Below are 22,359 nucleotides of genomic sequence, written 5' to 3'. Positions count from 1 at the left end.
TCTAATTTGAATTCAGTACTGTTTTTACATGATACTTCTTTAGCTACGCCTAGAGGAGCAGAATTGACTATTAAACAATTAATCCGTTTAGGTGAGCAACGACAATATTCTGTAACGTTAGACTACCTTAGAAATTTTGATACAACCAAAAGAAATATTCAAAATTCAGATTTAATTATTGTTTGTAGCATTACACGTTGTCAGTATGAACTAGAATTAATCAATTATTTAATTTCTTCAAAAGCACTGTATATAAAAATTGAATACGATTATAATTTTTGCGTGAGAAGGAACATTTTATGTACAGTTGACAGAAAAGTAACCAACTGCTGCAACCCTGATAAATTTCATCATTACAGAAATTTATATGCAAATGCAAAGTTTAATGCATTTCAATCACCTAGCCACTACAAAGCACATGTTGATTTTTTTGGAGATGCAGTTTCAAACCACATGATCAAACCTCCTACTGTACATGTTGAAGATTTACAAATTAGTGAAGAAAAAATTGAAGACACGATTCCGTTTTTTGGAGACCTCAATTATTTAAAAGGCGGATACGCCTATGTAGAATATGCTAAAGAACATCCCAACATTAATTTTACAGTTTACGGTGAAAACAAGTTACGTACTGAGCTACCCGATAATATAAGCTTCCATGAGCCAATACCCAACAAAGAGGTTTTAAAAATACTAGGGAAAACCAAAACGTTTATCTGCCAACCTGTATGGCCAGAACCTTCTGGTCGTTTGGCTGCAGAAGCCTTTTTATCAGGATGTAATATTATTTCAAATGACAGAATAGGCACATTTTCATTTGATTTTTATCCAAATAACAAAGATAAAGCCATTTACGAAATGAAAACTATTTTGGATGAATTTTGGAATAGAGCAGAACAAAATATCAAGAAAAAACCTAAAACAAAAACCAACACCTTAGGAAAGGTATTAATTTACAAAAGCTATGGAGGCTTAGGCGATATCTTTTTTTCAATTCCTGCAATTAAAAAACTAGCTAAAGTATCTGACAGTTTACATTTTGCAGTAGCTCCTCGTTTGGTTGATTTTTTCACAAACCACCTTGAAGGCATTACAGTTGTTAATGAAGAAGCCGCAAGACAACAAGAAGACAACTATGATAATATTTACGAATTAGGTAATTATCCTGCTTTTAGAGGATACGATTTACCTCATGCGCTTAAATATCCAACACATAAAAAAGTAAAACAGCATTCAATTGCACATTATATTGATACAGTTTCAAAGCTTCACAAAGACATAAACAATAGCTATGATGGGTTTCCTTATTTTAAAACTTCAAAAGAAAACCCTAAATATTATGTACTACACCATGGAGCTGGTTTTTTATTAAAAATATGGCCTACAGAAAAATATGCTCAACTTATCGAAACCCTTTCTGAGCTTTTTCCAACACTAAACTGCAAGATTATAAAAGGCCCAAACGATCCAGACATTGAAGCTTATTTTACCAAACCAATGCCACATATAGAATATATAACAGGCGGAATGATTGATGTTGGCAATGCAATGGCTGGAGCTCTTTTTCATATAGGAAATGATGCAGGAATCACTCATGTTGCTGGTGCTTACAATGTACCTACCGTTGGCATTTATGGACCTACTGGACCTGGAAGCTGGGGAAGTTTTTCTGAGAACAATGAAATTATTTGGGGTAAAAAAGGCGTTTGTAATATTCGTTGTAACTATGATGTGATTTTAAATTGCGACCATAAAGTTTGTTTAAACTCAATAACAGTCAACAGAGTTGTGGAAGCTATTTATAAACTTCTTCAAAAAACATATCCCGAACTTCCTAATACTCTAAAAGTTAATCCTCAAACAGTTATTGATTTTAGTGATAAAGATTGCTTGATTAAGTTATACGACAATGAATTTTTATTGGAATATCATAACGATTCAATGAAAAACCAAATTGAGGATTTATTACAAAAAGAATCTGTTGCCACTAAAAATGACATGTCTTTTAATATGGTTTTAGAAGTTTTGAAACAACAACATATCATCTTCAATATACCTAGTTTTTCTTAATTCAAAAAGGGTTCCATTTCGTTTCAAAACGCAGTATTATTTAGTAATTTAGGACTTTACTATCATTTTCTGAATTACGAACCATTACGCATTTAATGAAAAACCTTTACTTACTTTTAGTAGCAATACTTTTTATAAGCTGTAGCGAAAAAAAGACTCCCAGAACTCTAATGGACCTTCAAGGTCAATGGCAATTCGCAACCGACTCATCTAATCTAGGTGTTAATGAAAAATGGTTTTTAAAAACCCTTAACGATTCCATCAATTTACCTGGAACAACAGATACAAACCAAAAAGGTTTTATTAATAATGACAGTACAACCTTACACTTGAGCAGACCTTACAAATATGAAGGTATTGCTTGGTATAGAAAAAAAATAGTCGTTCCTGAGCACTTCAAAAACAAACATATAGAGTTAGTATTAGAACGCTCAAAATTTTCAAAAGTATGGATTGACTCAACATTAATTGGTTCTTCTAAACTACTACAATCTCCTCAACAGTTCAATGTATCTAAAGTCCTAACTCCTGGTGAGCATTTTATTACAATACAAGTAGACAACAGTTTAAAATTAACACCTTACGGAAATGTACATATCTATTCTGACGATACCCAAACAAACTGGAATGGCATTATTGGAAAAATGTATTTAGAGGCTTCTCCAAAAACTTTTATTAGCAATTTGCAAGTACATCCTAATATAAATAAAAAGAAAATTGACGTCTCTATTGAAATTGGAAATGCTCTTAACCTTTCTGACTTAAATATCCAATTTGACATTAAGAAATCACACGATGGAAAAACAACTCAATTAACACCTAAAACATTCAACATTAAAGACAACAAAGCTATTTTAGAATACGTCTTTAAAGATTCCATCAGCCTATGGAGTGAGTTTGAACAACCTTTATATGAATTAACAGCAACTATTCTAAACCCTGAAAGCAACGATGTAAAAACCGTTAGCTTTGGTATGCGAAATTTCTCAGTAAATGGTACGCAATTCACCATAAACAACACTAAAACATTTTTAAGAGGTAAACATGAAGCTGCTGTTTTTCCTCTTACTGGTTATACGCCTACTAGTGTTGAGGATTGGGAACGTATTTATAAAATCGCAAAACAATATAGCATCAACCACTATAGATTTCACACCTATTGTCCTCCTGAAGCTGCATTTATAGCTGCCGACAAAACAGGAATGTACCTTCAAGTTGAATTACCTTTTTGGGGTGGATTAGAATCTGATACTATAGCTAACAATTTAAAAGAAGAAGGCATAGCAATGTTAAAAGCTTATGCAAATCATCCTTCGTTTGTAATGTTTTCTCCTGGCAACGAAATTTGGGGAGGTCACGACAAGGTTGAAAATGTAATGCTTGCTTTAAAAAATTACGACAGCAGGCCTCTTTATGCTATGGGCTCTAACAACAATATTGGATATCTTGAACCCAGAGCTTATTCGCAATTTTTTGTTGGAGCTCGAATTCCTACAAATGGTCATTCTACTAAAGGACACACAAGATTAACACACGCTTTTGCTGATGCTGAACAAGGCGGAATATTAAATACCTCAACACCATCAACGCAGGTAAATTTTGATTATGCTGTAAACAACATGCCACTTCCTTTAGTAAGTCATGAGATTGGTCAGTATCAAATTTATCCCAATTATGATGAAATTGATAAATACACTGGTGTTTTAAAACCTCGTAATTTACAAGTATTTCAAAAACGCTTAGAAAAATCTGGAATGGAGCATTTGGATAGTAGTTTTCAAAAAGCATCTGGTGCGTGGTCTGCTATTTGCTATAAAGCTGAGATGGAAGCTGCATTACGCACTAAAGGAATGGCTGGATTTCAGTTATTGGACTTACAAGATTTTCCTGGTCAAGGTACTGCTCTTGTAGGTGTTTTAGATGCATTTATGGAAAGTAAAAATGTTATAACTACTGAATCATGGAAACAATCTTGTAACGATATTACTTTGCTGGCTGAGTTTTCAAAATACTGTTGGACCAATACTGAAAGTTTTCAGGCACAAATTAAGATTGCAAACTATTCTGATACTATAGTTGATACAGTTATTGACTGGATAATTAAAGATGAAAACGGAAACACTTTTAAACAAGGCAGTTTTGACAAACAATCTTTTATTAATGGAGAACTATTAGATGTTGGCACATTAACCTTAAAATTAGATGGTATTGATACTGCAAAAAAATTAACGCTTAATGTTACTATTCCAAATACATCATATAGTAACTCGTATCCTATTTGGGTTTACCCTTCAAACCAAAAAATTGTTATTCCTAAAACTGTTTTAGTAACCAACACGTTTAATTCAACAACTCTTTCTAGTTTAAAAAACGGAAAAAACGTATTGCTTTTTCCAGACTTCGATAGTATTGAAACTAAAAGTGTCGCTGGACATTTTCCTCCAGATTTCTGGAATTATGGAATGTTTAAAAGTATAAGTGAATCTGTTAAAAAACCCATTTCTCCGGGAACTTTGGGCATTCTCACAAACCCAAAGCATCCAATTTTCAATAATTTCCCTACAGATTATCATACCAACTGGCAATGGTTTTCAATACTAAAAGAAAGCAGACCACTAATTTTAGATGAGCTCAACAAAGCATTTTTACCAACAGTTCAAGTTATTGACAATTTAGAACGAAACCATAAACTAGGTTTAATTTTTGAGTTCAATGTTGGAAAAGGCAATTTACTTGTATGCATGTCTCCTTTGAATACCATTAAAACTCCTGAGGCAGTTCAACTTTATCAATCTATTTTAAATTATATGAGTTCTGATAATTTTCATCCTAAACAAGCTTTAAAATATTCTGATCTTGAAACCTTATTCAACAATTAAAAGTTGTACGTTTTTTTGACAAAATAATACTACTAAAAGCCTTGTAAATTGAGTACTTTAAACAAAAAAAATAAAATGACTAGAAACATCTTTATAATTGCATTTTTAATCACTTCTACTCTATTTGCTCAAAACACTTTAAGTAGAATACACGTTAAAGGCAACAATTTTGTGGACGACAAAGGAAATACTGTTGTTTTTAGAGGGCTCAACACAAGTGATCCTCATAAACTAGATAACCAAGGCTATTGGACCTTAGATTATTTTAAAGAGATGAAAAATTGGGGAGCTAACTTAGTGAGGTTTCCTATACATCCTCCAAATTGGAGAGAAAGAGGACACGATGCTTATTTTGAGCTTTTAGACAAAGGAATTAAATGGGCTGAAGAACTAGAAATGCATGTCATTATAGATTGGCACAGTATAGGTAATTTAAGAACAGAGATGTATCAATCTGATATTTATGATACTACTCAAAAAGAAACTTTTGATTTCTGGAGAAAAATTGCTGTTAGGTATGGTAACAACACTACTGTTGCCTTTTATGAAATTTTTAATGAGCCTACAACTTACAACCATACACTTGGGACAATTAATTGGGAGCAATGGGTTGATATCAATAAAGAAATAATGACTATTATTAGAGCTAATGGCGGAAAAGGAGTTCCATTAGTAGCTGGATTTAATTGGGCTTATGATTTAACACCATTAAAAACAAATCCACTTACTATTGAAGGTATTGCTTTTGTGAGTCATCCATATCCTCAAAAGAGAGAAAAACCTTGGGAAGCCAAATGGGACAATGATTGGGGTTTTATTAAAGAAACTCATCCTTTAATTTTAACCGAAATCGGATTTTGTGGTCCTGAAGACCCAGGAGCACACTCACCAGTAATTAGCGATGAATCTTATGGAGATGCCATCACAAATTATTGCGACCAAAAAGGTATTTCTTATATGATTTGGGTGTTTGATAAAGAATGGGCTCCTCGTCTTTTTATTGATGATGATTACACACCATCAAGACATGGTAAATACTTTAAAAAGAAACTAAAAAGCTATAAGTACTAGTTCTTTTTATCAAGTTTAACCATTAGTACATCGTGAGATTCTATAACAGATTTTAAATGTTTAGAAGTATCTCCTAAATCTTTATGATTGAATAAGTCTCTTATTGTAAACTTGGTCTTTTTCATATCAACGTATTTGCCATTTAAATCATCACCAATATTATGTTTTTCCCAATCATAATCTAATTGAATTGGTTGATCACTCATGTTTACAAAGGTTAAAGCCCAAGCATCGTTATCTAGTGGTTTTATCCAAATTTCAATATTATTTTCGTTTGAAAACCTAAATCCTTGAATACCCAACTCATCTTGATTAACAGCTATAACTTCTTTATTCGTTAGTGTTTTTATAGTTTCTTTAGAAGCTGTTCTTAAATCATTACCCATAATAAGCGGAGAAGCTAACATGCTCCACATAGCAAAATGGGTTCTATCCTCTGCATCAGTCATTCCATTACCAACTTCCATCATATCTAAATCATTCCAGTGACCAGGACCAGCTGCTTTTCTAATATTCTTTCTCATATTGATAATTTTCCAAACTCCAGAAGACGACCATGAACCATGGCCAACTTCGCAATCCCAACAATTAATAATATCACCTGTTACTCTCCATAAATGCCCAACATCTTCTGCCCATTCCCATGGCTTATTGTCTCCCCATTCGCATATACTGAACACTATTGGTCTACCAGCTGTTTTAAGTGCATCTCGCATTGTCATATAAGCACCTTCAGCATTTAATTTAGGCGTGTTGCACCAATCATATTTTAAATAATCCACATCCCAAGACGCATAACTTCTCGCATCTTGATATTCATATCCTCTACTCCCTGGATAACCAGCACATGTAGTATAACCTGCACAATTATAAAGTCCAAACTTTAATCCTTTTGAATGTATATAATCTGCAAGAGCTTTCATTCCACTTGGGAATTTTACTGGGTCAGCAACAAGATTACCATTAGCATCACGCTCTTTAGCCATCCAACCATCATCTAAAACAATGTATTCGTATCCTGCATCTTTAAAACCTAATTCTTCAAACTTATCAGCAATTTCCATAACCAGTTTCTCATTGATATCTGTCCCAAAAGTATTCCAGCTATTCCAACCTAGAGGAGGTGTTTCTGCTAATCCTTCAAATTTTTGCGCATTGCTTGTTATTGAGATTAAAAATAAAAGTGCAAGTAAAGTGTTCTTTATCATTGGTTTTGTTTTTTAAAAAATTCCCTGTAAAAACTTTACAGGGAATTTAGACTAATTGGCATAATTAAGTTTATTACTAATAATCAAATATGAAATCTATAATTCTTCAAATCGTACGTTATCTATAGCAAAGTTCAGTAACACATCTGCGCCTTCGAAAGCCATTCCAAATTCAGCATCAACTAAGCTAAAATCAGGAACTCCAAGCACAGAGCAAGGAATGGATATTGTTGTCCAGCCTCCTTCAGTATCTAATGGTTCACCTGTATCATTCCAAGGTGCCCAATCGTAAAAAGCGTCTACTCCATCAGAATCATTAAATCTAATTCTAAATTGACCTGCAGATAAAGGTTCAATTGTATAAATGTCAAACTTAAGCACATAAGCTCCAAGGTTAGAACCAACAGTACTAGCTCCATTAAAGGTACTTGGATCATTTCTCCAGAATAAATCTTGCCATCCAGTTCCTCCTGTTTGAAAGTTTGCTCTACCATAATTAGTTCCGTCTAAGCTTATAGCTGCATCGTTTTCAGCATTTACATTTCCCCACCAAGGACCATTAGCGTCCCAATCAAAGAATACTAAAGATGGATCATCAACAGGATCTGGACCTCCACATCCTGGAGAATCAAATCGAACATTATCAATAGCAAAGTTCAACAATACATCAGCGCCTTCGAATGCCATACCAAACTCTTGGTTTACTAAGCTGAAATCAGGTACTCCTAATACAGATAGTGGAATTTCAACAGTTTCCCATCCATCAGTTGTAAAAGGTTCTCCTGTATCGTTCCAAGGTGCCCAATCGTAAAATGCGTCAACTGCATCACTGTGGAATCTTATTCTAAATTGACCAGCAGTAAGTGGTTCAATAACATTAATATCGAATTTTAAAGAATACTCGCTTAAGTTAGAACCAACTGTAGCAGCTCCATTAAACGTGCTTGCATCATTCCTCCAGAATAAATCTTGCCATCCAGTTCCACCTGTTTGGAAGTTTGCTCTACCATAACTAGAACCATCTATAGACAAAGATGCATCATTTTCAGCATTTACATTTCCCCACCAAGGACCATTTGCATCCCAATCAAAGAATACCAATGAAGGGTCACTCACAGGACACAATCCACTTTCTCCTGTTTCTATACCAAGTGCACCTACTAATGCATCTGGCACTAAAACTCTATTTATTTCGTGGATGACTCCATTTGTAGCTCCAATATTTGATGTAATAATTTGAGAAGGGATTGCTTCAGAAAATGTTGGTAATAACTTAGGGTTGTCACCACTTAAATCAACAGTAATATCGTCACCATATAAGGTTGAGATTGTTCCGCCATCAGTTAAATTACTAGATAGTAATGTTCCTGAATGAAGGTGATAGTTTACCAAATCGGTTAATACAGCTAATTCTTCTGGAGTATCAAACTCGTCTAAACTTTCAAAATTATTTACAGTAGCAAATAACGCAACAAAAGCATCGTTGTTTGGTGCAAGCGCTGTTAATTCATCACTAGACAAACTACTTGTTAAACCAACCATATCAACAGCTTGTAAAAACTTAGTAAACCCTCTGTCGTTACATCTTTCTACTATGTTAAGTGTTGCACTTAAAACATCTTGAAAAACACCTTCTGGCAATAATACTTTATCAACACCATGGATAATACCATTTACGGCTTGCACATCAGTAAGTACAATATTTGCATTGGTATAACTAGCGTCATCTATAACAGTACCAGTAATTGAAAACGATTCTCCTTGAACAGATGTTTGAACAGTACCATCTACTTCTTCGGCAACAACATTTTCTCCAGCAACTACGTGGTAAGTTAATACTTGCTGAAGCACATCAGTAGGAATATCATCTAAAGTAGCCCAACCAAAAGCACCATTTACTTCTGTCATGAACATTTCAAAAGCACTATTATTTGGTGCAAAAACTGTATATACGTCTGCTCCTGCTAAAGTTGCATCTAAACCAGAAGCTTCAAGAGCTGCTGCAAACATTGAATAATCAGGGTTTGCCATTGCATGATCCGTAACTGTTGGTGGTAATAAAGCATTATCAACAGTATGCAATACTCCATTTGTTGCTCCCCAATCGTAAGCGTTATCTACTAAAGAAGCAACTCCATTAAGTGTCAAATCAGCATTTGTATTTACATACAAGCTTAAGTTATTACCATCTGGTCCTGTTGCTAAAGTTGTTAAATATCCTGTTGTAAAAGTCGATGCAAAATCGGCAGTCACAGTACTAAGAACATGGTTTAACAATGCGTTTTGCAATTCTTCATCAGTTAAAGAACCTGCTTCAGCATCAGACATTGCCGCATTATTAGGCGCAAATACTGTATATGTTGTGGTGGTTCTTAAGGTTTCGTCTAATCCTGCTTGAACTAAAAGACCTGACAAAGTTGAAAGATCAGATGTTTCAGAAATTATTTCGGTAAGGTTTCTAGGATCGTCGCCTAATTGTGGGTATAAATCATCATCTTCTTTACATGATGTTATACTCGCCAAAACAGCAATCATAACCAAGTAATATATTTTAAAAACTCTCATTACGGTAAATTTTAATTTTGTTTAGTTATTATAGGAATCCAAAATCATCTACATAAAATATGTATTGAGACAATCCTGTATTTGATGATTCTTGAAAATCCAATCTAAAAATTGTACTTGGCTCACCTCCATTTGGATAAAAATCTGATAATGGAATTACAACTTTGTTCCACTCTCCTGGAATTAGTTCTATTGGTTGATGAGATGCAGCTCCATCAAAATCATTAATTGCAAGGGTTACTGAATCTCCAGCAGCTCCTGTTCCATAAACTGAAACTGTTATAGCATCATATTCATCAAAAGGAATATTAGGTGCTAAAAACGTTAAACCAGACCAACCTTCTCTAATACTCTTAATTGAATATTGACCAAGAGCAACTTCGGTAGAGGCTAAATCATGTGTTCCTCCCCATTCACTTGTAGTCCATTCTGGATGTAATTCATCTATATAAATTGAATACGAAAATCCATAAGAGTCTGATTGCGCTATAGCTCCTCTACTTGTTGCTAAGTAAATAAAGGCTTGCTCTACTCCATCAGGAACTTCAACTGTTACCATAGTTTCAGAAACAAAAACTATTTCAGCAGGTAACTCTACTAAGTTTCCGTTTTCTTCTGATCCACTTACAAAAGTTACTGTAGACGTATCAGTAAAATCTCCACCAAAAAGATGTACTAATTTTACACCATCAACAGTTTCTTCTGTAAATTCTTCTATTGTTAAAAGAGAGAAATCGTACTCTACTGCTCCTCCCAAGGTTTCTAGTCTTAAAATATTTGCTTGACCAACATAAGGTGCATTGACTGGAACCGTCACAAAAGCAATATTATCAGTAACGAATGCAGGATTAAAACCTGCTTGGTACCCATTAAAATATACTTTTGAAAGTGTTCCTAAATATTCTCCTCTTATAATATAAGTGCCTTGAAGCACACCTTGAGTAACCGCAACATCTTCAGTAGCTTCGCTTACACTGTGTATTACAGGAGGCTTCGACGCATCTGGAGAAGAAGGATCTCTAAAATCGTTTTCACAAGATGTCAATTGAACTAATGAGAAAATCAGTAAAATGAACCATCCTGTTTGCTGTATTTTAAAATTTATTTTTTTCATAATCTTTTTTATTCAAATTCATAAGGAACTGGTGCTTCCAATAGCGCTGGATTGTTTTGAATCTCATTACTAGGATAAGGGAACAATAAATCGTCCATTGATGCTGGAAAGGTTTCAGAATTGATTGTTGGAGGAGATGTATCGTCATTAAAAGTTCCTCTTTCAGTATTGCTTAAGAAATTTAATGCGAAGTCTGGTCCTTGTCTTACAACATCATACCAAAACTCCATTTCAAAAGCCAATTCTATACGTCTTTCTTTAAATACATCTTCAAGGGTTGGGTTAGCAATTTCATCTAAGCCTGCTCTTCTTCTAATTTTATTGAAAGAGTTAATACCTTCAGCTACTGAACCTCCACCATTAAGAGCAGCTTCAGCATGAATTAATAGTAACTCTCCATATCTTAATACATAAGTGTTATTTGGATAACTTTGAGAAGCTCCACCACCATTACTAGCTGCAGAACCGATTACATATTTTTTTACTCCTACATTACATCCTTGATGGTCGATAGTCTCAGATACTGTGTAACCTCCATTAAGGTCTGGATAAAAAGCACCAGGAGCCATAATTGTTGCGTAGTATCTTAAATCTTGCTCAGTATCTTCATAAGCTTCTTGTAAATCTATTGAAGGCCCAATTGCTGACCAACCATCAGAAAAACCTGTAACTCCTGCAGGAGCAAAAAGTGACTGCACTCCATTACCTTCTGCATAAATACCTGTATTAGTCCATTGTAAAGCGAAAATAGATTCAGGGTTGTTATCGTTTGCTGTTAAAAACAAATCGTAATAACTACCTGATGGGTCTCCATCTTCAGCATCGCCTCCATAAAGCTTAAACTCTCCAGAGTTGATAACCTCACTAGCTAGCTGATAAGCCATAGGATAATTTTGCTCATATAAATATACTTTTGCTAACATCGCTTTAGCTGAACCACTAGACACCTTAGCATTGGCATCATAATTAGCTCCTCTAATTTTTTCGTAGCAATTATCTACGGCAAATTGTAAATCTCTTTTTATAAATTCATACACATCAGACTCTGGGTTACGAGGTACAACAGGTTCTAATACGTATTCGTTATTATCAGCAATAATTGGAATTGGTCCAAAAATTCTAACTAAATAGAAGTACGCTGATGCTCTAATAAACCTTGCTTCACCAACAGCATTATCAACAACATCTTGAGGCACACTTGGTCCTGCTGCATCTGGTAGCGTATTAATAACTGCATTGGCTTGCGCAACAACTGCGTACAGAGATTCCCAAGCTTGAGTTAATGTTCCATGTTCACCAGTAATGGCAAAATTCACAAAATCGGCATTTCTTGGATCCCAAGTTCTTCCGTTACCTGAGCTTAATTCACCAATACACCATGACACGTTAGTCACAAAATTGTACCAAGGTCTAACATAAAGTGCATTTGTTGCAGCATTTACCTGCTCAGTAGTTTCGTAAAACTCGGCAACGTTATACGAATCTTCTGGTGGTCTGTCTAAAAAGTCGTCACTACAAGATGGCATGCATAACACAACTGCCAATATCACAATGAGTTTAGTTTTAAATAAATTGTTCATATTATTCATAGCTAATGTTTTTAAAATTCTACATTTAATCCAAGAGTGAAAATCCTTGGCGTAGGGTAACGACCATTATCAACTCCCATTAATAGTGCATTTTGATTATACACTCCAATCTCTGGATCGTATCCTGAATATTTAGTAAATGTGTAAAGATTTTGAATCATACCATACACTCTAAGTCTATTGATACCGAAAGTGCTGGTTGCATCAGATGGTAATGTATATCCTAATGTTACATTTTGAATTCTTAAATAAGAACCATCTTCAATATATCTGTCTGAAATATTAATATTTGGCGTATCGTTTCTTGCTAATCTTGGGTTGCTAGCATTTGGATTATCAACCGACCAGTAATCTAACACTGATGGTAATTGATTGGTGTAAGTTTGATTTCCTGCAGTAAGACTTCTGTTTACTGCATTAAACACATCGTTTCCATAAGATCCTTGCATAAAAATCGATAAATCAAAATTCTTATAGTTGAAAGAGTTTTGGAAACCAAATGTAAAATCTGGATGAGGGTTTCCAATAACTGTTCTATCATCTGTGTTTACTACTCCATCACCATTGATATCTTTAAACTTAATATCACCTAACCAAGTAGTGGAGAACAATGCATCTTCAAAAGGTCTTCCAAACTGAACTGGAGCACCATTAATATCGTCTAGTGTTCTAAAAATACCTTCTACCTTGTAACCGTAGAATAAACCTATAGGCTGACCTACTTGAGTAATGGTTACGTTTTGGTTAGAAGTATTCATTGTCATTTCACCAAAAATGGTTAAATCTCCTAACAATTCTTTCACTTCATTTTTATAATGTGAGAATGTTAACGACGAATTCCATGAGAAATCTTGTGAACCTTTTGTTTTATAATTAAGTGTAACATCAATTCCTTTGTTTACCATTTCACCAAGGTTTACCCAAGGTGCTGCAATTGCTCCTGGAGAATTCCCTCCTGTAATAAAATCAGTAACTGCTAATTGATACAAGAAGTCTTTAGATACTTTATTGTACACTTCTACAGTAGCGTTAAGCCTAGAATCGAACACCGAGAAGTCAAGTCCTAAATTGGTTTGTGTTGACGATTCCCATTTTAAGTCTTCATTTGCAAAGTTTGCAAACTCAAAACCAGTTCCTAAACCAGTTGACACAGTATTTAATCTTGCTCCATAAGCAAAGTTTGGTATAGCTTGGTTACCTACTTCACCATAACCACCGTAAATTTTTATGTTTTGAATCGCGTCAAAATCATCCATGAAACTTTCGTTAGACAGTCTCCAAGAAGCTGAAACCGAAGGGAAGTATCCCCATTTATTACCTTCTGCAAATTTTGAAGAACCATCAGCTCTAATTGAAGCTGTGATGTTATACTTGTTGTCGAACGAGTAAATAGCTCTACCAAAGTATGAAGATAATGCTGTACTACCTTTGTACTGATCTGTATTGTCAATTGCGTTTCCTGTCCCTAAAATTGGCACATCGTTACTAACAAACTCACCATCTGAAGCAATTACTCCTTGCCATTTAGACTCTTGAGCTTCTTGACCTAACATAACAGTTACATCGTGTTTATTATTAAATTTCTTTTGGAAGGTTAATATGTTTTTCAGAATCCAGAAATCGTTATTCTCTCTTCTTACACTCAATGCACTTTCGCCTCCAGTAATTTCTCCATAAGAGAATGTAGGTTGAAATCTATCACTTACATTATTTCCAAAGTCTCCACCAAACTCAGTTCTGTAAGTAAGGTTTTTACCTAGTTTAAGTTCAGCAAAAATATTTCCAAAAAACCTATTACGTTCTAATCTATTGCTTAAGCTAAGTGCTCTTGCTATTGGGTTTTCAAATTTAAAATCATCATCCAAATCTGGTCCAGCAAAAGACCCATCAGGATTATAAACTGCTGTGGCTGGGTTATTTAATAAAGATAAATAAATGATACCGTTTGTAGCATTATTCAATGTTAATTTATCATTTGTTCTACTTGCAGTTAAATTAGCACCTACTTTAATTTTATCGGTAATATTTGCACCAACATTAGCTCGTACATTAATACGATCAAAACCAGAACCAATTACAGTTCCATCTTGGTCTAAATATCCTGCAGACAAAAAGTAATTTACATCTTCACTTCCACCTGAAAATGAAACTTCATGACTTTGCATTACTGCATCATCAAAAATCTCTTGTTGCCAGTTAGTACCTGGTCCTAAGAGACTAGGATTTAAAAATTCAATTTGCGGATTCAACCCATAAATTTCAGCCATTTCATTTTGAAGTCTCGCATATTGACTCAAATCCATTACCTCATAGAAATTAGTTGGTCTTTGAATTGCTAGGTAAGTGTTATATCTAAGTGTCCCTTTTTTATTCTTACCACTTTTAGTTGTGATAATTACAACTCCATTAGCTCCTCTAGATCCATAAATTGCAGTTGCTGATGCATCTTTAAGAATATTAATAGATTCAATATCACTTGGGTTTAACGCAGCCAATGGGCTAACACCTGTTGCTCCATCTCCTTGACCTAAGTCGTTATCAGCTATAGATCTACCACTTGTAGAAATATTATTAGAATCTCCCGAAATAGGAACTCCATCAATAATATAAAGCGGTTCAGCTGAACCAGAAATAGTATTTACACCACGAATTCTCACAGAAACAGCACTACCTGGTTGCCCAGAGTTTTGAGTAATACTAACTCCCGATGCTCTACCTTGCATTAATTGATCCACACTTACTTGTGGCAAATTGTTTAACGCTTCAGTGTCAATAGTTGATACCGAACCACTTAAATCTTCTTTTAATTGTGATCCGTAACCAATCACCACTACCTCATCTAAGCTCTCCAGACTCTCCACAAGTGTTACGTTAATAGACACTCGACCAGAAACAGCTGTTTCTTGAGTTACAAAACCTAAATAGCTAAAAACTAAAGTGGCATTGTCTTTAACGGTTATTACATAGTTTCCGTCAAAATCTGTGTACACTCCATTGCTTGTTCCTTTTTCAAGAATGTTTACACCTGGAAGTGCCATACCATTTTCATCAGTAACCACACCTTTTACCTGTGTTTGGGCAAAAGCTAGTTGACCAACTAAACAAAACAGTAAAAAAGTATAGTAGTACCTACTACTATAAATGTTTTTTAAATTGATTTTTTGCATGTTTTTTTAGTGTTAGTACAGTAAATTGTACATTTTGAATATTTATACCTCAATAATTATAATATGCGTAATTATAAAGGGTGTTTTTTGTCAATATCAAAATTAAAGGAAATGTTAAGTTAGTGTTAATATTATTTTGTCAATTATTTATATAATTTTTTACAAAAACTTTCAAACAATCAACAAACAACACTAAATAGAGCTAAAAAAACAAATATAGACACCAATATCATCTATATATATGTGCAGAATAACAAAATAGTACAGTCTTTTGTAGCTAATACTATTAGAGTATACGTTTTATACCCGAAAACTCCGTTTTATACTGGCTTGGAGTACAGTTTTTCAATTTTTTGAAGACTCTATTAAAATTAGCAATATTATTAAACCCACAATTAAAGGCTATCTCAGAAATACTATTATCTCTTTCTAACAACCACATAGAAGCATACCCTATTCTAACGTCATTTACATAGTCAACAAATGTTTTTCCGGTACGCTTTTTCATAAATCTATTAAAAGACACATTGCTCATATTTACCAACTCAGAGACTTCAGACAAGGTTATTTTTTTATCGAAATTCTCCTGAACATACTCATAAACCGTTTTAATTTTATCACTGTTCTCAAAGTTTTCCCTATTCACTGTATAGGTCGATAAAAGTCTTTGATTTCTTGAGTTAGCTAAATCATGAAGTATAGATATAATTTCAAGAAAATAGTCAATCCCATCAATTCTAGAAAGCCTAGAAATACGCTCCTTTAAATCTAAAGCCACTTTTTTAGAAAACAAAATACCATGAACCGACCTATCAAACATCTCTTTTATAGGCTTCATGATTTTTCTTGACAAAAACTCGTCTGCAAACAAATGCTGATGAAACTGAATTGTAATCTCATGTATATCGTCATTCTTACAATTATGCGTCAACCATCCATGATGAAGATTAGGACCAACCAAAACAAGTTCAACCTCTTCAATCTCTTCAATACTATCACCCACAACCCTTTTTACTCCTTTACCATTACTAATAAAATTCAGTTCATATTCTGGATGAAAATGAATAGGGAAATCAAAATCATCTTTTACCCTATCAAAAACCAAAAAACTATCTTCTGGAGACAAAGGAGTGATCTCCCTATGCACTTTTTTTAAAATATCCATATATAATGATGTAATAATATTTTAACAATTTGATAAAATAATATCATCAAATTGAATTTTGTATAGTTAATTTTGAACAATAAATAATTGTCAGCGTGCTAAATTATAAAATCTTCATTTTATATTGCATAAAATTATTAATAAAATAAAAAATGATAAAAAACCATCCATTTTATTTAAATAAAACAATTTGCATTAAAGTAATGATACTATTTTTTCTTTTTTTGCCACTTTCTTGTAAAAATGACAAAAAAGAAGATTTAAAAAAGGACATTTCTGTTGAAAAAGATGACATCAAAACAAAACGTTCAATTGATACTGAAGATCTAATTTCTAAACTTTATACAATTTCAAAAAAAGGATTTGCAATTGGTCATCAAGATGCCACTTCTTATGGATTAAATTGGAAACACGAAGATTCTCCTGAAGTTATAAAAAGTGATGTCAAAGAAGTTTCAGGTAAACTTCCTGCAGTTTATGGTTTTGACATTGGACATATTGAGCTCAACAACACTCACAACTTAGACTCAGTTTCTTTTACAACTATGCGTCAATTAATGATTGACGCTTACAAAAAAGGCGGAATCATTACTGTAAGTTGGCATGCTGACAACCCTACATCTAATGGAGATTCTTGGGATAAAACCTCAACTGTTTCAGACATTATTAAAGGCGGAAAACATCATGACAAATACCAACTATGGGTAAAACGAGTAGCGGACTTTTTAAAATCTGTAGAAATTAATAATCAACCCATTCCTGTTGTATTTAGGCCATTTCACGAAATGAACGGAAGCTGGTTTTGGTGGGGAGAAGGCAACTGTTCTGTTGAAGATTATAAAACTCTATGGATAGAAACAGTTAACTTGTTAAGAGACACGCATCAACTCAACAATTTATTATATGCTTACTCTCCTAATAAATTAAACCCTACAGACGACTACATGAAATATTATCCTGGTGATGAGTATGTAGATATTTTTGGGATTGATATTTATGATTTTAAAGACTCTGAAGGTTTTATAAATTCTCTACAACACGATTTAGCAATTGTAAAAGAAATTGCTGAGCAAAAACAAAAACCATATGCATTTACCGAAACAGGTTTAGAAACACTTTCAACACCAAACTGGTTTACCGAAGTGCTTTATCCTAACCTAGAAAACACTGGTATTTCTTGGGTTTTATTTTGGAGAAACGCAAGACCAGATCATCATTATATGCCATACAAAGGACATCCAATTGTTGATGACTTTAAAGCTTTTGAAGCATTACCAAAAACCTTATTTTTAGAAGACCTAACTAACTAAAAAATGAATTTAATACACCCTATTGATATTGCCATAATCTTACTATACCTAGTAATTATAGTTGCAATTGGTTTGGTTCTAAGAAAAAGAGCTCAACGCAGCAAAGACGATTATTTACTTGGTGGAAAATCCATACCATGGTATATGCTTGGACTTTCCAACGCATCAGGTATGTTTGATATTTCAGGAACCATCTGGTTGGTAACACTCATGTTTGTTTATGGCATTAAAAGCGCATGGATACCTTGGCTATGGCCAGTATTTAACCAAATATTCCTTATGGTTTATCTATCCAAGTGGTTAAGGCGCTCTAACGCAACAACTGGTGCTGAATGGATAGGTACACGTTTTGGTTTTGAAAAAGGCGCTAAACTTTCCCACATCATTGTTGTTGTATTTGCACTCATTATGTGTTTAGGCTACCTAGCTTATGGGTTTATTGGGCTTGGAAAATTTATTGAAATTTTTATTCCTTGGGAATTAGTAAGCAACTATGTGCCTTTCACTATTCCTTTAGAATATGTACCACATTTTTATGGTGTTATTTTTACACTGTTTGCAGTTTTCTACTCACTTCTTGGTGGAATGTCTGGTATTGTTTGGGCAGATGTTGTTCAGTTTGCAATCATGACTATTGCAGCTTTAGTGATAGGCTACCTTGGTTTTCAAGCTGTAGGCGAACATGTACTTAATGTTCCTGAAGGTTGGAAAACCCCATTCTTTGGTTGGGAACTCAATATGGATTGGAGCGAAATCATCCCAGAAGTCAATCAAAAAATAAAAGAAGATGGTTTTAGCTTGTTCACTGTTTTCTTTATGATGATGGTTTTTAAAGGGGTTTTAGTAAGTGTTGCTGGTCCTGCACCAACATACGACATGCAAAAAATACTATCTACAAAAAACTCAGCTGAAGCCTCAAAAATGAGTGGTTTTGTTTCAGTTATTTTAATGCCAATTCGTTATTTAATGATAGCTGGTTTTGCTGCGTTAGCTCTCATTTACTATGAAAAATTAAACCTAATGGATGCCACAGGAACTATAGATTTTGAGCTTATACTTCCTACTGCCATAAAAGAGTTTGTCCCTATTGGACTTTTAGGACTTTTACTAGCAGGTTTAATAGCAGCATTCATGTCTACATTTGCAGGCACATTAAATGCGGCTCAAGCATATCTTGTAAATGACATTTACCTTAAATATGTAAAACCTAACGCCAATGCAAATCAAACCAGAAACATGAATTACCTCACAGGTATCATAGTGGTTATTATTAGCATCGTTTTAGGGTTTTTCGCAAAAGATGTAAACTCTGTATTACAATGGATCGTCTCAGTACTTTATGGTAGTTACGTTGGTGCTAATATTTTAAAATGGCATTGGTGGCGATTTAATGGAGAAGGGTTTTTCTGGGGAATGGTTGCAGGTTTATTATCAGCAGCAATAGTTCCTGAGTTATTCCCTAATATTCTTAGCTTATATCTATTCCCAATACTTCTAGTTGTTTCAATACTAGGAAGCATAATTGGTACCTACTCTGCTCCTCCAACTGAAGATGCAGTGTTAAAATCATTTTACAAAAACGTACGTCCTTGGGGTTTTTGGAAACCAGTACACGACAAACTCTTAGCCGAAGACCCAAGCCTTAAAAGAAATAAAGATTTTGGACGAGATATGTTCAACATAGTTATTGGAATTATTGCTCAAACTACTCTTGTAATACTTCCAATGTATATAATATTTAGACAACAAACACCAATATACATTTCAGTAGCCATACTTGTGATTTGTGTATTCTTATTGAAAAAATTCTGGTGGAATAAATTAGATGAAAAATTAGATTAGTTATGATGCGAAAAGATCTATATGTAAGAAGCTATAAACTTGAAAAGGTTTTTCAGGATTACGAAGCAGTGATAAACAAAAAAAATGAACCTTTACATAGCAAAAACGGAGTTTATAATCGTTATAAAAACCCAATAATAACAGCCGACCATATTCCTGTACATTGGAGATACGATTTAAACGAAGAAACCAATCCTAATGTTTTAGAACGCATAGGTTTTAATGCCACTTTTAATGCAGGAGCTATAAAATGGAATGATAAATATGTGCTTTGTGTTCGCGTTGAAGGTAATGACCGAAAATCATTTTTTGCAATGGCTGAAAGTCCTAACGGAATAGATCAGTTTGAATTTTGGGACAAACCTTGTGTTATCCCTCAAATAGAAGGAAATCCAGACACAAATGTTTATGACATGCGATTAACTAAACATGAAGACGGTTGGATTTATGGTATTTTTTGCACTGAGCGTAAAGACCCAAACGCAAAAGCTGGAGACACTAGCTCTGCCATTGCTAATGCTGGCATTGTTAGAACCAAAGACCTTATCAATTGGGAGCGCTTACCTGATTTAATTTCTAACACTGGCCAACAACGTAATGTTGTTTTACACCCTGAATTTGTAGATGGAAAATATGCGCTTTATACCAGACCTCAAGATGGGTTTATAGATATTGGTAATGGTGGAGGAATAGGATTAGGTTATGTTGTAGATATGCTAAATCCTGTTGTTGAAAACGAAAAAATTATAAACAATAAAGTTTACCACACCATTTTTGAACTTAAAAATGGGCAAGGTCCAGCCCCTATAAAAACCGAGAAAGGTTGGTTACATATTGCTCATGGTGTAAGAAACACTGCTGCAGGATTGAGATACACACTGTATATGTTTATGACCGATTTAAATGATATTTCAAAAGTGATTCATCAACCAGCTGGTCATTTTATGGGTCCTCAAGATGAAGAACGTGTTGGTGATGTTTCTAATGTTTTATTTGTAAATGGTTGGATTGAAGACAGTGATGGCACAGTTTACATTTATTACGCATCATCTGACACACGTATGCATGTAGCAACAACAACTATTGAGAAGTTAATTGACTATTGCATTAACACACCTAAAGACACCTATACATCAGCAGGTTCAGTACAAACCATTATAGATTTAATAGAAAAAAACAAAAGGCTATAATAGATGAATAATGCCTATAAAACGATGCAATCTGAACTCCATTCAGAATTGCTCAACATATTAACCTATTGGACCAACAACACCATAGACCAAAACTATGGTGGTTTTGTTGGTAAAATAACCAACGACAATAAAATTGTAGATAAAGCCAATAAAGGCATTATCCTTAACACTCGAATTCTTTGGTCGTTTTCTGCTGCATCAAATTATTTAAACTCAAAATCTTATCAGTCTATTTGCGAACGTTCTTTTCAGTATTTAAAAGATTATTTTAAAGACAATGAATATGGAGGCTTTTACTGGGAACTCGACTACAAAGGACAACCAATTAATAAGCGTAAACAAGTATACGCACAGGCATTTGGCATTTATGCATTGTCAGAATATTACAAGTTTTCAAAAGATGAAGAAGCAAAAACTCTAGCCATTCAACTTTTTGAATTATTAGAAAAACACGCTAAAGACTCTAAAAAACTAGGTTATATCGAAGCGCTTAATCAAGATTGGTCACCTATTGATGATATGCGTTTAAGTGAAAAGGATATGAACGCTGCAAAAACTATGAATACCCATCTTCATGTTTTAGAAGCCTACACAACACTCCTAGAAATCTATCCTAATGAGTCGCTTAAAAAATCTCTAACAATGTTGGTTGAATTATTCTTAACCAAATTTTTAAATAGTAATAATCACTACCATTTGTTCTTTGACGAAGACTGGAAATTACTCAGCAATTCCGTATCTTATGGTCATGACATAGAAACGATATGGCTTGTTATTGAAGCTGCAAAAACACTAAAGAACAACGACTTATCACAACAAGCTTACACAATAGCAACTAGAGTTGCAAACACATTTATTAACGAAGCGATTGATACTGATGGTGCAGTTATAAATGAAAAAAACCTAACCTCCAACCACATAGACACTGATAGACATTGGTGGCCACAAGTTGAAGCCTTAGTTGGCTTAAAATATGCTTACCAAATAAAAAATGATTCAACTTACATAGACACTGCATTAAAAATTTGGGAATTCACTAAAACTCATCTTATAGACACTGTTAATGGAGAATGGTTTTTTAGAGTTGATAAAAATGGAAATGTCTATCATGAAGAAGATAAAGTGAGCATGTGGAAAGCTCCTTATCATACTTCAAGAGCATGTATAATGATGAATATTTAAAAAT

General features: G+C 34.0%; 13 protein-coding genes. 7 read left to right on the top strand and 6 right to left on the bottom strand.

The window, feature by feature from the left end:
* Positions 1-6 precede the first annotated feature (6 nt).
* The 3 genes from A8975_RS02960 (at position 7) to A8975_RS02950 (ending at position 6,020) form a co-directional block, all read left to right on the top strand.
* Positions 7-2,070 carry a glycosyltransferase family 9 protein gene (locus A8975_RS02960; RefSeq protein WP_134198622.1) on the top strand — a complete coding sequence of 688 codons (2,064 nt, stop codon included), beginning with the start codon at positions 7-9 and terminating at the stop codon, positions 2,068-2,070.
* A gap of 95 nt (positions 2,071-2,165) precedes the next feature.
* On the top strand, positions 2,166-4,949 hold the full coding sequence (locus tag A8975_RS02955) for a sugar-binding domain-containing protein (protein WP_134198621.1): 2,784 nt from the start codon (positions 2,166-2,168) through the stop codon (positions 4,947-4,949).
* Positions 4,950-5,024: 75 nt separating this feature from the next.
* Positions 5,025-6,020 (top strand): glycoside hydrolase family 5 protein, encoded by a 996-nt coding sequence (locus tag A8975_RS02950; RefSeq protein WP_134198620.1) that lies wholly within the window; start codon positions 5,025-5,027, stop codon positions 6,018-6,020.
* On the opposite strand, the gene A8975_RS02945 is transcribed toward A8975_RS02950, so the two are convergent.
* The 6 genes from A8975_RS02945 to A8975_RS02920 all read right to left on the bottom strand — a co-directional run bounded on the left by A8975_RS02945 (position 6,017) and on the right by A8975_RS02920 (position 16,828).
* Positions 6,017-7,228, bottom strand: a complete 1,212-nt coding sequence (locus A8975_RS02945) for a glycoside hydrolase family 27 protein (protein ID WP_134198619.1) — start codon at positions 7,226-7,228, stop codon at positions 6,017-6,019. The two genes, A8975_RS02950 and A8975_RS02945, sit on opposite strands and share 4 nt — an antisense overlap.
* Positions 7,229-7,324: 96 nt before the next feature.
* Positions 7,325-9,793, bottom strand: a complete 2,469-nt coding sequence (locus A8975_RS02940; RefSeq protein ID WP_134198618.1) for a glycan-binding surface protein — start codon at positions 9,791-9,793, stop codon at positions 7,325-7,327.
* A gap of 28 nt (positions 9,794-9,821) precedes the next feature.
* Positions 9,822-10,907: a hypothetical protein gene (locus tag A8975_RS02935; RefSeq protein ID WP_129759306.1), complete on the bottom strand. Its 1,086-nt coding sequence runs from the start codon at positions 10,905-10,907 to the stop codon at positions 9,822-9,824.
* Positions 10,908-10,915: 8 nt separating this feature from the next.
* A complete protein-coding gene (locus A8975_RS02930; protein WP_134198617.1) occupies positions 10,916-12,496 on the bottom strand; it encodes a RagB/SusD family nutrient uptake outer membrane protein in 1,581 nt (526 codons plus the stop codon).
* Between the two features lie 11 nt (positions 12,497-12,507).
* Entirely contained in the window at positions 12,508-15,663 is a 3,156-nt protein-coding gene (locus A8975_RS02925; protein WP_134198616.1) for a SusC/RagA family TonB-linked outer membrane protein, read from the bottom strand.
* A gap of 286 nt (positions 15,664-15,949) precedes the next feature.
* A complete protein-coding gene (locus A8975_RS02920; protein ID WP_129759309.1) occupies positions 15,950-16,828 on the bottom strand; it encodes an AraC family transcriptional regulator in 879 nt (292 codons plus the stop codon).
* A gap of 203 nt (positions 16,829-17,031) precedes the next feature.
* On the opposite strand from A8975_RS02920, the gene A8975_RS02915 reads away from it, so the two are divergent.
* From A8975_RS02915 to A8975_RS02900, 4 genes are read left to right on the top strand one after another with little or no spacing between them, the layout of a single operon-like run.
* Positions 17,032-18,138, top strand: a complete 1,107-nt coding sequence (locus A8975_RS02915) for a glycoside hydrolase family 26 protein (RefSeq protein WP_166667436.1) — start codon at positions 17,032-17,034, stop codon at positions 18,136-18,138.
* 3 nt (positions 18,139-18,141) lie between these two features.
* Positions 18,142-19,980, top strand: coding sequence for a sodium:solute symporter family protein (locus A8975_RS02910; protein ID WP_134198614.1), 1,839 nt, complete (start codon positions 18,142-18,144; stop codon positions 19,978-19,980).
* A gap of 5 nt (positions 19,981-19,985) precedes the next feature.
* A complete protein-coding gene (locus A8975_RS02905) occupies positions 19,986-21,170 on the top strand; it encodes a glycosidase (RefSeq protein ID WP_134198865.1) in 1,185 nt (394 codons plus the stop codon).
* A 24-nt stretch (positions 21,171-21,194) separates the two neighbouring features.
* Positions 21,195-22,355, top strand: a complete 1,161-nt coding sequence (locus A8975_RS02900) for an AGE family epimerase/isomerase (protein ID WP_243832938.1) — start codon at positions 21,195-21,197, stop codon at positions 22,353-22,355.
* Positions 22,356-22,359 lie beyond the last annotated feature (4 nt).

The sequence above is a fragment of the Meridianimaribacter flavus genome (genome assembly GCF_004366715.1).
GTDB lineage: Bacteria > Bacteroidota > Bacteroidia > Flavobacteriales > Flavobacteriaceae > Gaetbulibacter_B > Gaetbulibacter_B jejuensis.
This window is presented reverse-complemented; position numbering and strand designations above follow the sequence as displayed.